The sequence below is a fragment of the Pseudomonas sp. 14A genome (genome assembly GCF_018132745.1).
Classification (GTDB): Bacteria; Pseudomonadota; Gammaproteobacteria; order Pseudomonadales; family Pseudomonadaceae; genus Aquipseudomonas; species Aquipseudomonas mercuritolerans.
In genome coordinates this window covers 1-15,684 of record NZ_JAGRQJ010000018.1, presented here as the reverse complement: position 1 = coordinate 15,684, position 15,684 = coordinate 1, and the positions used below count along the sequence as shown (strand labels likewise).

Annotated in this window: 18 protein-coding genes; 9 read left to right on the top strand and 9 right to left on the bottom strand. The window is 58.8% G+C overall.

Annotated elements, in window-relative coordinates:
- The first annotated feature begins 9 nt into the window (after nucleotides 1-9).
- The 3 genes from trpD (at nucleotide 10) to PS14A_RS22670 (ending at nucleotide 2,718) form a co-directional block, all read left to right on the top strand.
- Nucleotides 10-1,059 carry an anthranilate phosphoribosyltransferase gene (gene trpD / locus PS14A_RS22680; RefSeq protein ID WP_016772917.1) on the top strand — a complete coding sequence of 350 codons (1,050 nt, stop codon included), beginning with the start codon at nucleotides 10-12 and terminating at the stop codon, nucleotides 1,057-1,059.
- Nucleotides 1,056-1,892 (top strand): indole-3-glycerol phosphate synthase TrpC, encoded by an 837-nt coding sequence (gene trpC / locus PS14A_RS22675; protein ID WP_123443849.1) that lies wholly within the window; start codon nucleotides 1,056-1,058, stop codon nucleotides 1,890-1,892. The genes trpD and trpC overlap by 4 nt, the downstream gene beginning before the upstream one ends.
- Nucleotides 1,893-2,016: 124 nt before the next feature.
- A complete protein-coding gene (locus PS14A_RS22670) occupies nucleotides 2,017-2,718 on the top strand; it encodes a lipoate--protein ligase family protein (protein WP_212617267.1) in 702 nt (233 codons plus the stop codon).
- 9 nt (nucleotides 2,719-2,727) lie between these two features.
- Here the strand turns inward: PS14A_RS22670 and crp are convergent, their stop codons facing one another.
- Nucleotides 2,728-3,372, bottom strand: a complete 645-nt coding sequence (crp, locus tag PS14A_RS22665) for a cAMP-activated global transcriptional regulator CRP (RefSeq protein ID WP_016772920.1) — start codon at nucleotides 3,370-3,372, stop codon at nucleotides 2,728-2,730.
- A gap of 235 nt (nucleotides 3,373-3,607) precedes the next feature.
- On the opposite strand from crp, the gene PS14A_RS22660 reads away from it, so the two are divergent.
- Nucleotides 3,608-4,030, top strand: coding sequence for an OsmC family protein (locus PS14A_RS22660; protein ID WP_016772921.1), 423 nt, complete (start codon nucleotides 3,608-3,610; stop codon nucleotides 4,028-4,030).
- A 237-nt stretch (nucleotides 4,031-4,267) separates the two neighbouring features.
- On the top strand, nucleotides 4,268-5,062 hold the full coding sequence (speD, locus tag PS14A_RS22655; protein ID WP_024014530.1) for an adenosylmethionine decarboxylase: 795 nt from the start codon (nucleotides 4,268-4,270) through the stop codon (nucleotides 5,060-5,062).
- Nucleotides 5,063-5,172: 110 nt separating this feature from the next.
- Here the strand turns inward: speD and coq7 are convergent, their stop codons facing one another.
- The 6 genes from coq7 to hemJ form a co-directional block, all read right to left on the bottom strand.
- The gene (gene coq7, locus PS14A_RS22650; RefSeq protein ID WP_041476678.1) at nucleotides 5,173-5,820 is read right to left on the bottom strand and encodes a 2-polyprenyl-3-methyl-6-methoxy-1,4-benzoquinone monooxygenase; all 648 of its coding nucleotides are present in this window, start codon (nucleotides 5,818-5,820) and stop codon (nucleotides 5,173-5,175) included.
- 196 nt (nucleotides 5,821-6,016) lie between these two features.
- Nucleotides 6,017-6,355 (bottom strand): histidine triad nucleotide-binding protein, encoded by a 339-nt coding sequence (locus PS14A_RS22645; RefSeq protein ID WP_016772924.1) that lies wholly within the window; start codon nucleotides 6,353-6,355, stop codon nucleotides 6,017-6,019.
- A gap of 56 nt (nucleotides 6,356-6,411) precedes the next feature.
- Nucleotides 6,412-7,200, bottom strand: a complete 789-nt coding sequence (locus PS14A_RS22640; RefSeq protein ID WP_056786709.1) for an SDR family oxidoreductase — start codon at nucleotides 7,198-7,200, stop codon at nucleotides 6,412-6,414.
- Nucleotides 7,201-7,261: 61 nt separating this feature from the next.
- Nucleotides 7,262-8,209, bottom strand: a complete 948-nt coding sequence (locus PS14A_RS22635; protein ID WP_212617266.1) for a DUF805 domain-containing protein — start codon at nucleotides 8,207-8,209, stop codon at nucleotides 7,262-7,264.
- Nucleotides 8,210-8,275: 66 nt separating this feature from the next.
- Nucleotides 8,276-9,244, bottom strand: coding sequence for a nitronate monooxygenase family protein (locus PS14A_RS22630; RefSeq protein ID WP_212617265.1), 969 nt, complete (start codon nucleotides 9,242-9,244; stop codon nucleotides 8,276-8,278).
- Nucleotides 9,245-9,276: 32 nt separating this feature from the next.
- A complete protein-coding gene (gene hemJ / locus PS14A_RS22625) occupies nucleotides 9,277-9,705 on the bottom strand; it encodes a protoporphyrinogen oxidase HemJ (protein ID WP_039757756.1) in 429 nt (142 codons plus the stop codon).
- 134 nt (nucleotides 9,706-9,839) lie between these two features.
- On the opposite strand from hemJ, the gene argC reads away from it, so the two are divergent.
- A complete protein-coding gene (gene argC / locus PS14A_RS22620) occupies nucleotides 9,840-10,874 on the top strand; it encodes an N-acetyl-gamma-glutamyl-phosphate reductase (protein ID WP_130911503.1) in 1,035 nt (344 codons plus the stop codon).
- Between the two features lie 168 nt (nucleotides 10,875-11,042).
- Nucleotides 11,043-11,393: an iron-sulfur cluster insertion protein ErpA gene (erpA, locus tag PS14A_RS22615; protein ID WP_007918905.1), complete on the top strand. Its 351-nt coding sequence runs from the start codon at nucleotides 11,043-11,045 to the stop codon at nucleotides 11,391-11,393.
- Between the two features lie 69 nt (nucleotides 11,394-11,462).
- Here erpA and PS14A_RS22610 read toward each other — a convergent pair whose 3' ends face one another.
- Both PS14A_RS22610 and PS14A_RS22605 read right to left on the bottom strand, forming a co-directional pair.
- Nucleotides 11,463-12,554 (bottom strand): anhydro-N-acetylmuramic acid kinase, encoded by a 1,092-nt coding sequence (locus tag PS14A_RS22610; protein WP_212617264.1) that lies wholly within the window; start codon nucleotides 12,552-12,554, stop codon nucleotides 11,463-11,465.
- 3 nt (nucleotides 12,555-12,557) lie between these two features.
- Complete coding sequence (locus PS14A_RS22605) at nucleotides 12,558-13,982, bottom strand: peptidoglycan DD-metalloendopeptidase family protein (protein ID WP_212617263.1); 1,425 nt, start codon at nucleotides 13,980-13,982, stop codon at nucleotides 12,558-12,560.
- A gap of 212 nt (nucleotides 13,983-14,194) precedes the next feature.
- Here PS14A_RS22605 and tyrS point away from each other — a divergent pair, with 212 nt between their 5' ends.
- The gene (gene tyrS / locus PS14A_RS22600; RefSeq protein WP_212617262.1) at nucleotides 14,195-15,394 is read left to right on the top strand and encodes a tyrosine--tRNA ligase; all 1,200 of its coding nucleotides are present in this window, start codon (nucleotides 14,195-14,197) and stop codon (nucleotides 15,392-15,394) included.
- An 80-nt stretch (nucleotides 15,395-15,474) separates the two neighbouring features.
- Complete coding sequence (locus PS14A_RS22595; protein ID WP_212617261.1) at nucleotides 15,475-15,654, top strand: hypothetical protein; 180 nt, start codon at nucleotides 15,475-15,477, stop codon at nucleotides 15,652-15,654.
- Nucleotides 15,655-15,684 lie beyond the last annotated feature (30 nt).

Here is a 15,684-nt window from a genome sequence, read left to right as displayed (position 1 = left end):
GGACTTCCCATGAATATCAAGACAGCCCTCAGCCGTATCGTCGAACACCTCGACCTCAGCACCGATGAAATGCGCGATGTGATGCGCGAGATCATGACCGGCCAGTGCACCGAAGCGCAGATCGGCGCGTTCATGATGGCCATGCGCATGAAGAGCGAGAGCATCGACGAAATCGTCGGCGCGGTGTCGGTGATGCGCGAGCTGGCCGATCAGGTCGAGCTGAAAACCCTCGACGGCGTAGTCGATGTGGTAGGCACCGGCGGTGACGGTGCGAACATCTTCAACGTATCGACCGCGTCTTCCTTTGTTGTCGCAGCGGCCGGTTGCACCGTGGCCAAGCACGGCAACCGCGCGGTGTCCGGCAAGAGCGGCAGTGCCGATCTGCTGGAAGCTGCCGGCATTTATCTGAACCTGACCCCGGTGCAGGTCGCGCGCTGCATCGACAACGTCGGCATCGGTTTCATGTTCGCCCAGACCCACCACAAAGCCATGAAGTACGCCGCCGGCCCGCGCCGCGAACTCGGCCTGCGCACGCTGTTCAACATGCTCGGCCCGCTTACGAATCCGGCCGGTGTGAAACATCAGGTCGTCGGCGTATTCACCCAGACGCTGTGCCGGCCATTGGCCGAAGTCTTGCAAAGACTGGGCAGCAAACACGTGCTGGTCGTGCATTCGAAGGACGGTCTGGATGAGTTCAGCCTCGCCGCGCCGACCTTTGTTGCCGAGCTGAAGAACAACGAAATCACTGAGTATTGGGTCGAACCGGAAGACCTCGGCATGAAGAGTCAGAGCCTGCACGGCCTGTCCGTCGAAGGCCCGGAAGCATCGCTGGCGCTGATCCGTGATGCCCTCGGCAAGCGCAAGACCGAAAACGGTCAGAAAGCTGCCGAGATGATTGTGCTCAATGCCGGTGCGGCGCTGTACGCCGCCGACTTGGCAAGCAGTCTGAAACAAGGTGTGGAGCTGGCGCACGACGCGCTGCACACCGGCCTCGCTCGGGAAAAACTCGAGGAGCTGGGTGCCTTTACCGCGGTATTCAAAGTGGAGAATGAAGGATGAGTGTACCGACGGTTCTGGAAAACATTCTGGCGCGCAAGGTTGAGGAAGTCGCCGAGCGCAGCGCCCGGGTCAGCCTGAGCGAGCTGGAAAGTCTGGCCAAGGCGGCCGATGCACCCCGTGGTTTTGCCCAGGCGTTGCTGGCGCAGGCGAAGAAGAAACAACCCGCGGTGATTGCCGAAATCAAGAAGGCTTCGCCGAGCAAAGGCGTGATCCGCGAAGACTTTGTGCCGGCCGACATCGCCAAGAGCTACGAAAAGGGTGGCGCCACCTGTCTGTCGGTGCTGACCGACATCGATTACTTCCAGGGCGCCGATGCCTACCTGCAACAGGCGCGCGCCGCCTGCAAGCTGCCGGTGATCCGCAAGGATTTCATGATCGATCCGTACCAGATCGTTGAAGCCCGCGCGCTGGGCGCCGATTGCGTGCTGTTGATCGTCTCCGCACTGGACGACGTGAAAATGGCCGAGCTGGCCGCCGTAGCCAGAGGCGTCGGTCTCGACGTGTTGGTGGAAGTGCACGACGGTGACGAGCTGGAGCGCGCGCTGAAGACGCTCGACACGCCGCTGGTCGGGGTCAACAACCGCAACCTGCACACCTTTGACGTCAGCCTGGAAACCACTCTCGATCTGCTGCCGCGTATCCCGCGCGATCGCCTGGTGATCACCGAGAGCGGCATCCTCAATCGGGCCGACGTTGAGCTGATGGAAATCAGCGACGTGTACTCGTTCCTGGTCGGCGAAGCGTTCATGCGCGCGGAAAATCCGGGCATTGAATTGCAGCGCCTGTTCTTCCCGGAACGTGGTGTGCCGATCAGCGGGTCGACCCTCGACTGACCGAGTCGACCTCATTCGCGAGCAGGCTCGCTCCCACAGAGGATTGCATTCCAGTGTGGGAGCGAGCCTGCTCGCGAAGGACCCATCGAAACCGCTAAAGATTTCCATGTTGCCGGAGCCTGTTATGTCGCTGCCAACCCCGCTGACCATCGAATCCGGCCTGCAAGCCGAGCAGGACTTGCTGGCCTCGGTCTGCGCTGGCGACGCCGAATTCGGCCTGCTGTTCTGGCAACCCACCGACCGCGCGCTGGTCATGCCGCGCCGCCTCAACCGTCTCGCGCAATTCGACCACGCCTGCGAAGTCTCCGCTGCCGCTGGCTGGCCGGTGCTGTTGCGCGAGACCGGCGGTGAGCCCGTCCCGCAATCCGCTGCAACCATCAACATTGCCTTGGTGTATGCCCCGCCTCGCAGTGAAGGCGATCTGAACCGCATCGAAACCGCCTACCGCCGTCTGTGCGATCCGATCTGTCAGTTGTTGGACGAACTGGGCGGCACCTCGTCGGTGGGCGAAATCGACGGCGCATTCTGTGATGGTCGTTTCAACGTCAATCTCGACGGTCGCAAAATGGTCGGCACCGCCCAGCGCTGGCGCCAGAGTCAGGGCGGCCAGCGTCCGGTGGGGCTGGTGCACGGTGCGATGCTTATGGATGACGAGCGCGAAGCGATGGTCGCTGCGGTCAATCGCTTCAACGAAGCCTGCGGCCTGGAGCAGCGGGTGAGGGCGCAAAGCCACATCGCCCTGCATGAGAAATTCAACGCGCCACAGGCGTTGGCGCGTCTCGATGAATTGTTTCGTTTGATGCTGGCGCAGATTTACAGTGCCTGATTTACGAGCTTAGCGCGTACCGAAGACCACCATGGTCTTGCCCTTCACGTCGACCAGATTGCGTTCTTCCAGATCCTTGAGCACGCGGCCGACCATCTCCCGTGAACAACCGACAATCCGGCCGATCTCCTGACGGGTGACTTTGATCTGCATGCCGTCCGGATGGGTCATGGCGTCCGGCTGTTTGCACAGCTCCAGCAGGCAGCGGGCGACGCGGCCAGTTACGTCGAAAAACGCCAGGTCGCCGACTTTCCGGGTGGTGTTGCGCAGGCGCTGTGCGATTTGTCCGCTGAGCGCGTAGAGAATGTCTGGATCCTGCTGCGATAACTCGCGGAACTTGGCGTAACTGATTTCCGCGGTTTCGCATTCGACCTTCGCCCGCACCCAGGCGCTGCGTTCCTGCTCCTGACCTGCTTGCTCGAACAGACCCAGTTCGCCGAAGAAATCCCCGGCGTTGAGGTAAGCGATGATCATCTCGCGACCATCGTCGTCTTCAATGAGGATGGTGACCGAACCCTTGATGATGAAGTACAGCGTGTCCGAGCGATCGCCGGCGCAGATGATGTTGCTCTTGGCCGCATGACGCCGGCGCTGGCAATGCATCAACAGCTTGTCGATGTTCTTGATTTTGGGTGTGGGGGTAATAGCAACCATGGTTGTATCCCGAAAAGACTGCACGGTGATGTTTGAGTTTTTATGAGGCGCTGAAGGCGGTCGCTACAGAGCTGACGAATTGGCGCCAGCGAATTGGCGCCAGCTTACCAGACACTTCGTCGTAAATTCGAGAAATTACCTACAGCCAGAAAGCATCCGTCCTAGGACGTCGTTCCTGTCGGGACAAAGTGCTGTGCTAAGCTGGCGACCCTTTTTTTACAGTGGAGTCTGGGCGATGAAGGCACGCATCCAATGGGCTGGCGAAGCCATGTTCCTCGGCGAATCCGGTAGCGGTCATGTCGTGGTGATGGACGGCCCGCCGGACGCCGGTGGTCGTAACCTCGGGGTTCGCCCGATGGAAATGCTCTTGCTGGGTGTCGGCGGTTGCAGCAACTTCGACGTGGTCAGCATCCTGAAGAAGTCGCGCCAGGCCGTTGAAAGCTGCGAAGCCTTCCTCGATGCCGAGCGTGCGACTGAAGATCCCAAGGTCTTTACCAAGATCCACATGCACTTCGTGGTCAAGGGCCGGGGCCTGAAAGAAGCTCAGGTCAAGCGCGCCATCGAGCTGTCGGCCGAGAAGTATTGCTCGGCGTCGATCATGCTCGGCGCGGCTGGCGTGGCAATTACTCACGACTATGAAATCGTCGAACTCGGCTGAACCGACATTCAACTATCATAAAAGCAGTGCAGACTCTGGCGATCCCCCGCTGACGTCTGCATAATGCGCCACTTTTTTCAGGGCAGTGATCGGTCAGCCGACAGGTCATCCGCCTGAACAGATAACCAAAATCGCCATCGCGAAGAGGTGTTAACCGTCCTACGCAGGTGCGTTGTTCGCACTTGACGGGCATGCTTGATCACGCGGCCGCGCCGCATACATAGAGAGTTTTTAACGGTGAAAAGCAAACTCAAGCTCCACGGGTTCAATAACCTGACAAAGACCTTGAGCTTCAACATCTATGACATCTGCTACGCGGAGACCCCGCAAGACCAGCAGGCTTACGTTGAGTACATCAATCAAGAGTACAACGCGAAACGCCTGACGCAGATTCTCACAGAAGTTGTCGAGATCATTGGTGCCAACATCCTGAACATCGCCAGTCAGGACTATGAACCCCAGGGCGCCAGCGTCACGATTCTGATTTCGGAAGAGCCGGTAACCCCGACTGACAGCCAGATCGAAGAATCGCCGGGCCCGTTGCCCGAAATCATTCTGGCCCACCTCGACAAGAGCCACATCACGGTGCACACCTATCCGGAAATCCATCCGGACGACGGTATTGCGACCTTCCGTGTGGATATCGACGTGTCGACCTGTGGTGTCATTTCACCGCTCAAAGCGCTCAACTTCCTCATTCACCAGTTCGATTCGGACATCGTGACCGTGGATTACCGTGTGCGCGGCTTCACCCGTGACGTTGAAGGCAACAAGCACTTCATCGACCACGAGATCAACTCGATCCAGAACTACCTCTCCGAAGACACCCGCGACGCGTACCAGATGACCGACGTGAACGTGTACCAGGAAAACCTGTTCCACACCAAAATGCTGCTGAAGAACTTCGAACTGGACAACTACCTGTTCGGCGATGCCACCAGCAACCTCTCGCCCGAGCAGCGTGCCCAGGTGACCGACCGTGTGAAACACGAAATGCTGGAAATCTTCTACGCGCGCAACATGCCGACCTAAGATTCCCGGAAACAAAAAAGGCGACCTCCTGGTCGCCTTTTTCATGTCTCACACAAAACCTCTGTGGAGCGAGCCTGCTCGCGAAGATGTCATCAGCACCGACACGGATCTCAGATCCGATAAGTACTCTTGGTCATAACCTTCGCCAACAAACTCATGCCGAACTTCACTGGCGCCGGAAAACGAAATCCGCCCGCATCCAACGCACTTTCCGCATGGTGTTCTTCATCGATGCGCATCTGTTCGAGAATCGCCCGGGACTTCTCGTCCTCGGCCGGCAATTGCTCCAGATGTTCGTTCAAGTGCTTGCACACCTGATGCTCGGTCGCCGCTACGAACCCTAGACTGACCTTGTCGCTGATCAGTCCGGCGACCGCGCCGATACCGAACGACATGCCGTAAAACAGTGGATTCAGCACGCTGGTGTGGCTGCCCAGCTGATGGATGCGCTGTTCACACCAGACCAGATGATCGATCTCTTCTTCAGCCGCGTGCTCCATGGCTGCGCGTACCTGCGGCAACTTGGCGGTCAGCGCCTGTCCCTGATACAGCGCCTGGGCGCAGACTTCGCCGGTATGGTTGATGCGCATCAGACCGGCGACATGGCGGGTGTCTTCATCGCTCATTTGCGTATCCGGCTGCAGAATCGCTGGCGACGGGCGGTACGGCTGGCCACTGAAGGGCAACAGGGTGCGCATCGCGGCATCGGCTTGCAGTAGCAGACGGTCTATGGGCGAGTAGTGACGTTGGGTAGTCATGCTGACCTCCGGGAAGAATCTCGGCGGCCAGTTTAACCGAATCGGCCGGCGAGGGTTTGCGCTGGGTCACTTGCTGCGCGGTCAGGCTTTTTTGTGGGAGCGAGCCTGCTCGCGAAAGCGGATTATCGGCTACTGAAGTGTTGGATGTATCGGCGCCTTCGCGAGCAGGCTCGCTCCCACGGTTGGTTGTCGCCAATCAGCCCGGCGGCCAGTTCATCTGACGCTGCCCCAGCACGTGCATATGGATGTGATAGACAGTCTGCCCGCCAAGTTCATTGCAGTTCATCACCACGCGGAAGCCTTCTTCGCAACCCAGTTCCAGCGCCAGACGCTGCGCGGTGAACAGGATGTGCCCGGCCAGTGCCTTGTCGTCTTCGGTCAGGTCGTTGAGCGTGCGCACCGGTTTTTTCGGGATCACCAGAAAGTGCACCGGAGCCTGTGGGGCGATGTCGTGGAAGGCCAGAACCTGGTCGTCCTCGTAGATGATATTGGCCGGGATTTCCCGGTTGATGATCTTGGTGAACAGAGTATCCACTGCTGTTTCTCCGTTGAGTTGGGCTGAATCGAGTGTACCGCTTCGAAGTCGTGTTCCTAGCGGGGGCAGTAAGCTTTATTGACCATGCCGACAATCGTCCGGTTAAGCCAGCGCGAACCCAGTCGCGGCAGGAACGCCAGCCAGCGGTTGCGCCGTCCCGGAATGATGATGGCGCGGTTTTTATCCAGTGCGCGTACGGCATGCAGTGCCACTTCTTCCGGACTCATCAGCGAGTGGCTGCTTTCGATCTTTTCGCTACTCATCTGTGCGGTTCGGAAGAACGGTGTGCGCGTCGGGCCGGGGCAAAGCACGGAGACTTTCACGCCGCTTTGTTTGAGCTCCACGCGCAGGGCTTCGGAAAAATGCAGCACATAGGCTTTGCTGGCGTAGTAGGTGCTCATCCATGGGCCGGGGCTGTACGCAGCCACCGACGCGACATTGAGGATCTGCCCGCCACCCAGCAGCGCCATGCTGTTGCCCAGCGCATGGCAGAGGCGGGTGAGGGCGAGGATGTTGACCTCGATGAGGTCCTGCTCGGTCATCCAGTCTTGCGCGAGAAATGGCCCGCAAGTGCCGATGCCGGCGCAGTTGACCAGCAGATCGATCTGCCGGTCACCTTCTTCAAGCTCCAGCAAAAAACCGGAAAGTCGCAACGGTTCGCCGAGATCGCAGGCGCGAAACAATACTTCGACATCGAAACGCTGGGTCAGCTCGATGGCGATACTTTCCAGCTGATCACGCTGTCGTGCCACCAGAATCAGGCTGCGGCCGCGCCGGGCCAGCGCTTCGGCCATGGCCAGGCCGATGCCGCTGGAAGCACCAGTGATCAGAGCGTAACGGGTCATGCAGTTCTCCATCGCAACAGCTCCGCGCCGGCGACGCGGTTGTCGCGGCAGGGAGCGCTGTTCATTCTTGCGCAGAGTCTACAGGGGCCTGCGCCGGTTCGGCTGCCTCGTCAGCGGAAATCGCTGGCGGTTCGACAACTTCAACTTCGTCGGTGGTCACCGAGCCGCTGTCATAGCTGCTCTCCAGATTGCTTTCATATTCTTCCTGGACAGCCGAGAAGCCGCCAAGCAGGCCGCCGGCAAAAATCAGCGCGAAGAATACGATCCACAATGAGCACAGCACTTTGACCGCCGTGCTGTTGGGCGGTGGCGGCGGCCCATAGCGGTTGGCGCCGGTATTGCCTGGCACAACCATGATCACCAGCGGGAAGAAACTGCCCACGAACGGCACCAGATTCAACAGCCACAGCCAGCCCGACCAGCCGATATCGTGCAGGCGCTGAACGCTGAACAGAATGCTGACGATCATGAAGCCAATGAACAGGAAGACCGCCAGGATCCCGCCGAGGATCAGCCCGGTGGTCGAGTCGCCGCTGACCAGGCCCAGCGCAATCAAGGCGAATACGCCGACGATGGGCAGGGTCACCAGACTCAAGACCATGGTCCACGCCAGAAAGCGCAGACGGCCGATCCGGCCTTCGACGCTGAATGGCTTGAGCGTGGCAAACGCTGGCAGGCTCTCGCCGACGTTCGCCCGCGGAGGGGCATAGGGCGAGTCCGGTTCGGCCACCGCTGCAGGGTTATCGTGGACATCCGCCAGATTCAGCTCGATGGCGGTTTCCGCTTCGATCCGCGCATCGATCCCGGTTTTGTTCAACGCCTGCAGATACGTCTGCGCATCGCTGTGGGACAAATCACGTTTGAGAGCGACGGTGCGGCCATTGAACAGGCGCTCGATGGCGGCCACATCGCTTTTGAACAGATCCGCCAGATTCAGCTTGGCGGTGGTGAGGTCGACGCCTGGCTGCAGCGCGCCGTCGAAGACGATCTTGTAACGGGTGTCGCTCATGGCCGAGGCATCCTTGTCGCGATTCATTTGGCAGCCAGTCTGATCAGGGCTGGCCAGATATGTTTTTCAGCGCGGCCAGCGTTGCGGCAGCTGTGCAGCGCGCGTTTGGGCTTGACGATATTCGGCGTCGAGCCGTGCAATCAATTGATCCACACTCGGCAGATCGTCAATCTGGCCAACACCCTGGCCCGCCGACCACACGGTCTTCCAGGCTTTGGCTTCGTCATTGATCGGCTTGAGCTTGTCGCCGAAGTTCACCTCGCCCTTGCCTTGCAGGGCTGCCATGTCGAAACCGGCCGCCTCCAGGCTTTGGCGCATGAAACTGGCCGGCACTCCCGACACCGCTGGAGTATGAATGATGTCGGCAGCCTTGGCTGTCAGCAGCATCTCTTTATAAGCGTCAGGCGCGTGACTTTCGCTGGTGCCGATAAATCGCGTACCGAAGTAGGCCAAATCCGCGCCGAGCAGCTGCGCGGCGAGAATCTCATGGCCGTGGTTCAAACATCCTGCAAGCAACAGCGTCTTGTCGAAAAACTCACGGATCTCGGCAATCAGCGCAAACGGACTCCAGGTGCCGGCATGCCCGCCTGCGCCGGCCGCGACGGCAATCAGCCCGTCGACACCGGCTTCAGCGGCTTTCTCGGCATGGCGCCGCGTGGTCACGTCATGAAAAACCAGACCGCCATAGCTGTGCACCGCGTCGACCAGTTCCTTCACCGCGCCGAGGCTGGTGATAACGATCGGCACCTTGTGCTCGACGCAGATGTCCAGATCCGCCTGCAGACGCGGGTTGCTGTGATGAACAATCAGGTTCACGGCATAAGGGGCCGGATTAACCAGCGTCGCCAGGCCCGCTTCGATCTGTTCCAGCCAGGCCTTGAACCCACTGCTTTCACGCTGGTTCAGAGCCGGAAAACTGCCGACCACGCCGTTGCGGCAGCAGGCGAGCACCAGTTCCGGATTGGAGATCAGGAACATCGGCGCCGCTACCACGGGCAGACGCAGACGTTGTTCGAGCAAAGCGGGCAGCGACATTGTGAACCCCCGAAGATTTCTATCGATTGAAGTTAGAACGGCTTGACCACGACCAGAATTACGATAGCCAGCAATATCAGAACCGGCACTTCATTGAACCAGCGATAAAAGACATGGCTGCGGGTGTTTTCGCCACGGGCGAAGCGTTTGACCTGCGCGCCGCACATATGGTGGTAACCGATCAGCAGCACGACCAGAGTCAGTTTTGCGTGAATCCAGCCGCCCTGGCTGAAAAGGCTTGGGTTGAGGTAGATCAGCCAGCCACCGAAGATCAGCGTGGCGATCATCGCCGGGCCCATGATGCCGCGATACAGCTTGCGCTCCATGACGCTGAAGCGTTCCTGGCTGATCGTGTCTGCGCTTTGCGCGTGGTAAACGAACAGGCGCGGCAAGTAGAACAGCCCGGCAAACCAGCAGACGACGCTGACAATGTGAAACGCTTTGAGCCATAGATAGAGCATTTTTGGTTATTCCCTCATTCACGGTAGCCAGATAGTAGAGGCTTGAGCGTCCGCGCGTCACCTTGGCGGTTGTCGCAGGCGCGCGCGGCCCCTATTATCGACGGCTTTCCAGTGGGTTCGTTGAGGGCAGGTTTATGGTCAAGGTCGGTATCGTCGGCGGCACGGGTTACACCGGTGTCGAACTGCTGCGTCTGTTGGCACAGCATCCGCAGGCAGAAGTGGTCGTCATCACTTCCCGATCCGAGGCCGGTCTGGCCGTGGCTGACATGTACCCGAATCTGCGCGGTCACTATGACGGGCTGGCGTTCAGCGTGCCGGACATCAAAACCCTCGGCGCTTGCGATGTGGTGTTCTTCGCCACGCCGCACGGTGTGGCTCACGCACTGGCGGGCGAATTGCTGGCGGCGGGTACCAAGGTCATCGACTTGTCCGCCGACTTCCGTTTGCAAGATGCTGATGAATGGGCCAAATGGTACGGCCAGCCACACGGCGCGCCGGAACTGCTGGACGAAGCGGTCTATGGTCTGCCGGAAGTCAATCGCGAGCAGATCAAGAAAGCGCGCCTGATCGCGGTGCCGGGTTGCTATCCGACCGCAACGCAACTGGGTTTCCTGCCATTGCTTGAAGCAGGTCTGGCCGACGCATCGCGTTTGATCGCCGACTGCAAATCCGGCGTCAGTGGTGCCGGGCGTGGTGCGGCTGTAGGTTCTTTGTACTCCGAGACGTCGGAAAGCATGAAGGCCTATGCGGTAAAAGGTCATCGTCATTTGCCGGAAATTCGCCAGGGCCTGCGTCGCGCGGCGGGCAAGGATGTCGGCCTGACCTTCGTCCCGCATTTGACGCCGATGATTCGCGGTATTCACTCCACGCTCTACGCGACTGTGGTCGATCGTTCGGTGAATCTGCAGGCGCTGTTCGAAAAGCGCTATGCCAGCGAACCGTTCGTCGATGTAATGCCAGCCGGCAGCCATCCGGAAACCCGTAGCGTACGTGGCGCCAACGTCTGCCGCATTGCTGTGCATCGTCCGCAGGATGGCGATCTGGTGGTCGTGCTCTCGGTGATCGACAATCTGGTGAAGGGCGCCTCGGGTCAGGCAGTGCAGAACATGAACATCCTCTTCGGACTGGACGAGCGCTTCGGTTTGTCCCATGCCGGCATGCTGCCTTAAAAGCAGCTACGAGCTTCAAGCCACAAGCTGCAAGAGATCAGAGGCAAGCTTGAAGCTCACCGCTTGAAGCTTGCCGCTGCTCCTCTAATAGTTGACCAATTTTCTAGGACAAGCGGATAATGCGCGTCATCACGCATTATGGCGGCGTAACGCCGGGAGATAGTCAGCATGAGCGTCGAATCCTTCACCCCCACGGCTTTGCAATTCACTCAAGGTGCTGCGCACAAGGTGAAGAGCCTGGTCGATGAAGAGGGGAATGATCGCTTGAAGCTGCGCGTATTTGTTACGGGCGGCGGTTGTTCAGGGTTTCAATACGGTTTCACCTTCGATGAAGACGTGGCCGATGACGACACCATCGTCGAGCGCGAAGGCGTGAGCCTGGTGGTCGATCCGATGAGCTTCCAGTACCTGGCCGGTGCCGAGGTGGATTATCAGGAAGGTCTGGAAGGTTCGCGCTTCGTGATCAAGAACCCGAATGCCACAACGACTTGTGGTTGCGGTTCTTCGTTCTCGATCTGATCGCAGTTCACCGCACGCAACAAAACGCCGCAGAGCCTTTCGGTTCTGCGGCGTTTTTGTGTCTGAAGCTTATGCCGGGTAGATAGCGCCGAGTACGCGCAGGCCGCGAGCACCAGTGACGCTTGGTCGGTTGGCGGCGATGCCTTCGAGGCAGCAATCAGCCAGCCAGGCGAAGGCCATGGCTTCCACCCAGTCAGGGTCAACGCCGTGGGTGGCGGTGCTGGCGACCTTGGTGTCTGGCAGTAGAGCGGCCAGACGTTTCATCAGCGTGGCGTTATGAGCGCCGCCGCCACAGACCAGCAACTCCTGAGTATCCGATTGAGCGCTTTGTAGCGACTCGACGATGGTCAGCGCCGTCAGTTCGAGCAGCGTGGCCTGAACGTCTTCGGCTGCGAAGGCTGGCAGGCGTGAAAGATGCTGCTCCAGCCATGGCAGATTGAAGACTTCCCGGCCGGTACTCTTCGGGCCTTTGGTGACGAAGAACGGGTCGCTGAGCAGTGCCTTGAGCAGGGTTGGTTCAACCTTGCCGGTCGCGGCCCATTCGCCGTCCCGGTCATAGTTTTGGCTACGTTGCCGGTGAATCCAGGCGTCCATCAGAACATTTCCCGGCCCGCAGTCGAAACCGGCTACAGGTTTGTTCGGCTCGATCAGGCTGAGATTGCTGAATCCGCCTACATTCAAGACTGCCTGGTTATCGGTACGCGCTTCAAACAACGCTTCATGAAAGGCTGGCACCAGAGGCGCACCTTGGCCACCCGCTGCAACATCGCGGCTGCGGAAATCACTGACGACGGTAATGCCGGTCAATTCGGTCAGCAGGGCTGGATTACCGATCTGCATGGTGAAGCCGCGCGCCGGCTCATGGCGAATGGTCTGACCGTGGCTGCCGATAGCGCGGATTGCATCGGGCTTCAATTGTTGTTTCGCGAGGAGGGTGTGAATGCCCGACGCGGCAAGTTCGACCCAGTGTTGCTGGGCAATCGCCGAACGGGCGATCTCGTCGGGGCCGCTGGCGCACAAGCCAAGCAGCTCGGCGCGCAGGGATTCAGGCATTGGCAGGTAGTGGGTGGCGATCAGTTTGATCGCTGAGGTCTGCTCGATCAGGGCGATGTCCAGCCCGTCGAGACTGGTTCCGGACATCACACCGATATACAGGGCCATGGCTTAGCGCTTGCTCGAGGCCAGCATGGTGGCCTTCTCTTGATCCATGCGCGCCATCAGCGGCTGGCTCTGCGCGAGGAAGCGCGCGCGTTCGGACTTGGCGATCGGATCGGCCATCGGCAGCTTCTGGCCCAGCGGATCGACGTGAACGCCGTTGACCTGGAACTCGTAATGCAGATGCGGGCCGGTGGAAAGGCCCGTGGTGCCGATGTAGCCAATCACTTGGCCTTGCTTGACGGTACCGCCGGTTTTCACGCCTTTGGCGAAACCCTGCATGTGGCCGTAAAGCGTACGGTAGGTGTTGCCATGCTGAATGATCACGGTGTTGCCGTAACCGCCGCGACGGCCGGCCAGCAGGACTTTGCCATCACCGGCAGCCTTGATCGGCGTGCCTCGCGGCGCTGCGTAATCGACGCCTTTGTGGGCGCGGATCTTGTTGAGGATCGGGTGCTTGCGGCCCATGGAGAACTTCGAGCTGATGCGGGCGAAGTCAACCGGCGTCCGGATGAAAGCCTTGCGCATGCTGTTGCCATCGGCAGTGTAATAGCTGCTGTTGCCTTGTTTGTTGGTGTAGCGCACAGCGGTGTAGGTCTTGCCGCGGTTGGTGAAGCGCGCAGACAGGATCGGGCCGGTGCCGACTGCCTTGCCGTTGATGATTTTCTGCTCGTAGATCACATCGAATTCGTCGCCCTGACGAATATCCTGGGCGAAGTCGACGTCGTAGCCGAACACGCTGGCCATATCCATCGTCAGGCTGTGGGAAAGCCCGGCGCGGGCAGCGGACTGCGACAACGAGCTATTTATCACGCCGTGAACGTAGGCTGTGCGAACCGTTGGTTTAGCGGTAACTCGGTTGAATGAATAGCCCTTGTCGTTCTTGGTCAGAGTAATGGTTTCAACGTCGCTGACCTTGCTGTGCAGGCTGGTCAACTGGCCTTCCGGATTCAGTTCGAATTCGAGTTTCTGACCACGCTTGAGCTGGCTGAACTGTTTGGCCTGCTTGTCGCTAGCCAGCACTTCATGCACGGAGGCTGCTGGCAGACCGACTTTTTCAAACAGGGTGGACAGCGTGTCGCCTTTGGAAACCACGACTTCGCGGTGGCCAGGCTCTTTTGGTTTCTCCGCTGGCGCTACAGGTGCAGGCGCGGTTTCAGCGGTTTGCGCGGCGTTTTCGTCGCTGTTTTCGATTTGTGCGAACGGCGAAGCTGCCGGTTCGTTTGTGGCTTGAGCCGCGTCGGCAGCGTCTTGATCTTGTGTCAGTTGTTCAGCAGGACTTTCCAGTTCAAGACTCAGAGTCGTCTTTTTGGCTTCAACATCGCTGGAGGGGAATACCAGCAGCGCCAGGCTGAGAAGGGCGGCAATTCCACTTGCGGCAAGCAGGTGGGTCTTCGGGTAAAGCGGGGGCGCTTTAGACGGTTCTGTGGTCATAGGTAATTTTTGACTTTGAAATAGATGAATTGGAAAAGATGAATGACATGATGAAGATGAAATAACTGTATAAAATATAACCAAATCATCGCTGAAGCAAGTCTACAGACCTCGGGTCTGTGGATTGGTGTCCGTGCGCCGGGCAAAACTTGTAATTGGTGCGCGTTCTTGTATGGTTGGTTCCCTTTGAATCTGAGCCTTGCGGGTCTGTTATGAAGTCGGTTGAAGAGCAGCTAGCGCTGATTAAACGTGGTGCGGAAGAACTGTTGGTCGAGTCCGAGCTGGTCGAGAAGCTCAAGCGCGGCCAACCGCTGCGTATCAAGGCTGGTTTCGACCCGACCGCTCCGGATCTGCATCTTGGTCATACCGTGCTTATTAATAAGCTGCGTCAGTTCCAGGAACTGGGGCACCAGGTGATCTTCCTTATAGGTGACTTCACCGGGATGATCGGTGATCCGAGTGGCAAGAGCGCCACGCGTCCGCCACTGACGCGTGAGCAGGTTCTGGAGAATGCCGAGACCTACAAGACTCAGGTTTTCAAAATCCTTGATCCGGCGAAAACCGAAGTTGCCTTCAACTCCACCTGGATGGACAAGATGGGGCCGGCGGATTTTATTCGCCTGACTTCGCAATACACCGTCGCTCGCATGCTTGAGCGCGATGACTTCGACAAGCGCTACACCACCAACCAGCCAATCGCTATTCACGAGTTCCTCTATCCGCTGGTTCAGGGTTATGACTCGGTCGCGCTGCGCGCGGATGTCGAGCTGGGCGGTACCGATCAGAAATTCAACCTGCTGATGGGGCGCGAGTTGCAGCGTGGTTATGGCCAGGAAGCCCAGTGCATTCTGACCATGCCATTGCTGGAAGGTCTGGATGGCGTGAAGAAGATGTCCAAGTCGCTGGGCAACTATGTCGGTATCCAGGAAGCGCCGGGCGTCATGTACAGCAAGCTGGTCTCCATCCCGGATGCGCTGATGTGGCGTTACTTCGAGTTGCTCAGCTTCCGTTCGATGGATGAAATCAACGCCTTCCGAGCTGACGTTGAGGCTGGCGCGAACCCGCGTGATATCAAGATCAAGCTGGCTGAAGAGATCGTTGCACGATTCCATGGCGAAGAAGCGGCGGCGAATGCTCACCGTGGTGCGGGTAATCGCATGAAGGATGGCGAGCTTCCGGATGACTTGCCCGAGGTCGAACTGGCTTCGGCTGAAGATATGCCGATCGCTGCTGTTCTTAATAAGGCAGGCTTGGTGAAGAATTCGGCAGCAGCTCGCGATCTGTTGGCAGCTGGCGGCGTGCGTGTTGATGGTGAAGTGGTAGATCGCTCCTTTATATATGCATTGGGCGCGACTCACGTTTGCCAGGCCGGCAAGAAGGCTTTCGCACGTATTACGCTGAAACCTGAATAAAGTTGGAATTAGGGGTTGACGGCGAATTTTAGAAGTCTATAATTCGCCCCACTTCCGGCGCAGTCGAAACGGAAAACTCCTTGAGATTCAAAGAGTTGCGCAGTTTTCGACAGTGGCTTGCTTCAGATCATCGAAGCCTGGAAGGAGTTGAAAGGGCGGTGATGCTTGGCTCTTTTAACGGTTCGGTCTTCTCGGTCGAAAGCGGAGAAAAAGAGGTGTTGACAGCAGCGATTAACGCTGTAGAATTCGCCTCCCGCTAACGAGAGATCGGAAGCGCAAGTGGTTGAAGT

What these genes read in the sequence shown, in the direction of transcription:
- trpD (WP_016772917.1), top strand. Translation starts at nt 10, where the DNA reads ATGAATATCAAGACAGCCCTCAGCCGTATCGTCGAACACCTCGACCTC.
- trpC (WP_123443849.1), top strand. Translation starts at nt 1,056, where the DNA reads ATGAGTGTACCGACGGTTCTGGAAAACATTCTGGCGCGCAAGGTTGAG.
- PS14A_RS22670 (WP_212617267.1), top strand. Translation starts at nt 2,017, where the DNA reads ATGTCGCTGCCAACCCCGCTGACCATCGAATCCGGCCTGCAAGCCGAG.
- crp (WP_016772920.1), bottom strand. Translation starts at nt 3,372, where the DNA reads ATGGTTGCTATTACCCCCACACCCAAAATCAAGAACATCGACAAGCTG.
- PS14A_RS22660 (WP_016772921.1), top strand. Translation starts at nt 3,608, where the DNA reads ATGAAGGCACGCATCCAATGGGCTGGCGAAGCCATGTTCCTCGGCGAA.
- coq7 (WP_041476678.1), bottom strand. Translation starts at nt 5,820, where the DNA reads ATGACTACCCAACGTCACTACTCGCCCATAGACCGTCTGCTACTGCAA.
- PS14A_RS22640 (WP_056786709.1), bottom strand. Translation starts at nt 7,200, where the DNA reads ATGACCCGTTACGCTCTGATCACTGGTGCTTCCAGCGGCATCGGCCTG.
- PS14A_RS22635 (WP_212617266.1), bottom strand. Translation starts at nt 8,209, where the DNA reads ATGAGCGACACCCGTTACAAGATCGTCTTCGACGGCGCGCTGCAGCCA.
- PS14A_RS22630 (WP_212617265.1), bottom strand. Translation starts at nt 9,244, where the DNA reads ATGTCGCTGCCCGCTTTGCTCGAACAACGTCTGCGTCTGCCCGTGGTA.
- hemJ (WP_039757756.1), bottom strand. Translation starts at nt 9,705, where the DNA reads ATGCTCTATCTATGGCTCAAAGCGTTTCACATTGTCAGCGTCGTCTGC.
- argC (WP_130911503.1), top strand. Translation starts at nt 9,840, where the DNA reads ATGGTCAAGGTCGGTATCGTCGGCGGCACGGGTTACACCGGTGTCGAA.
- erpA (WP_007918905.1), top strand. Translation starts at nt 11,043, where the DNA reads ATGAGCGTCGAATCCTTCACCCCCACGGCTTTGCAATTCACTCAAGGT.
- PS14A_RS22610 (WP_212617264.1), bottom strand. Translation starts at nt 12,554, where the DNA reads ATGGCCCTGTATATCGGTGTGATGTCCGGAACCAGTCTCGACGGGCTG.
- PS14A_RS22605 (WP_212617263.1), bottom strand. Translation starts at nt 13,982, where the DNA reads ATGACCACAGAACCGTCTAAAGCGCCCCCGCTTTACCCGAAGACCCAC.
- tyrS (WP_212617262.1), top strand. Translation starts at nt 14,195, where the DNA reads ATGAAGTCGGTTGAAGAGCAGCTAGCGCTGATTAAACGTGGTGCGGAA.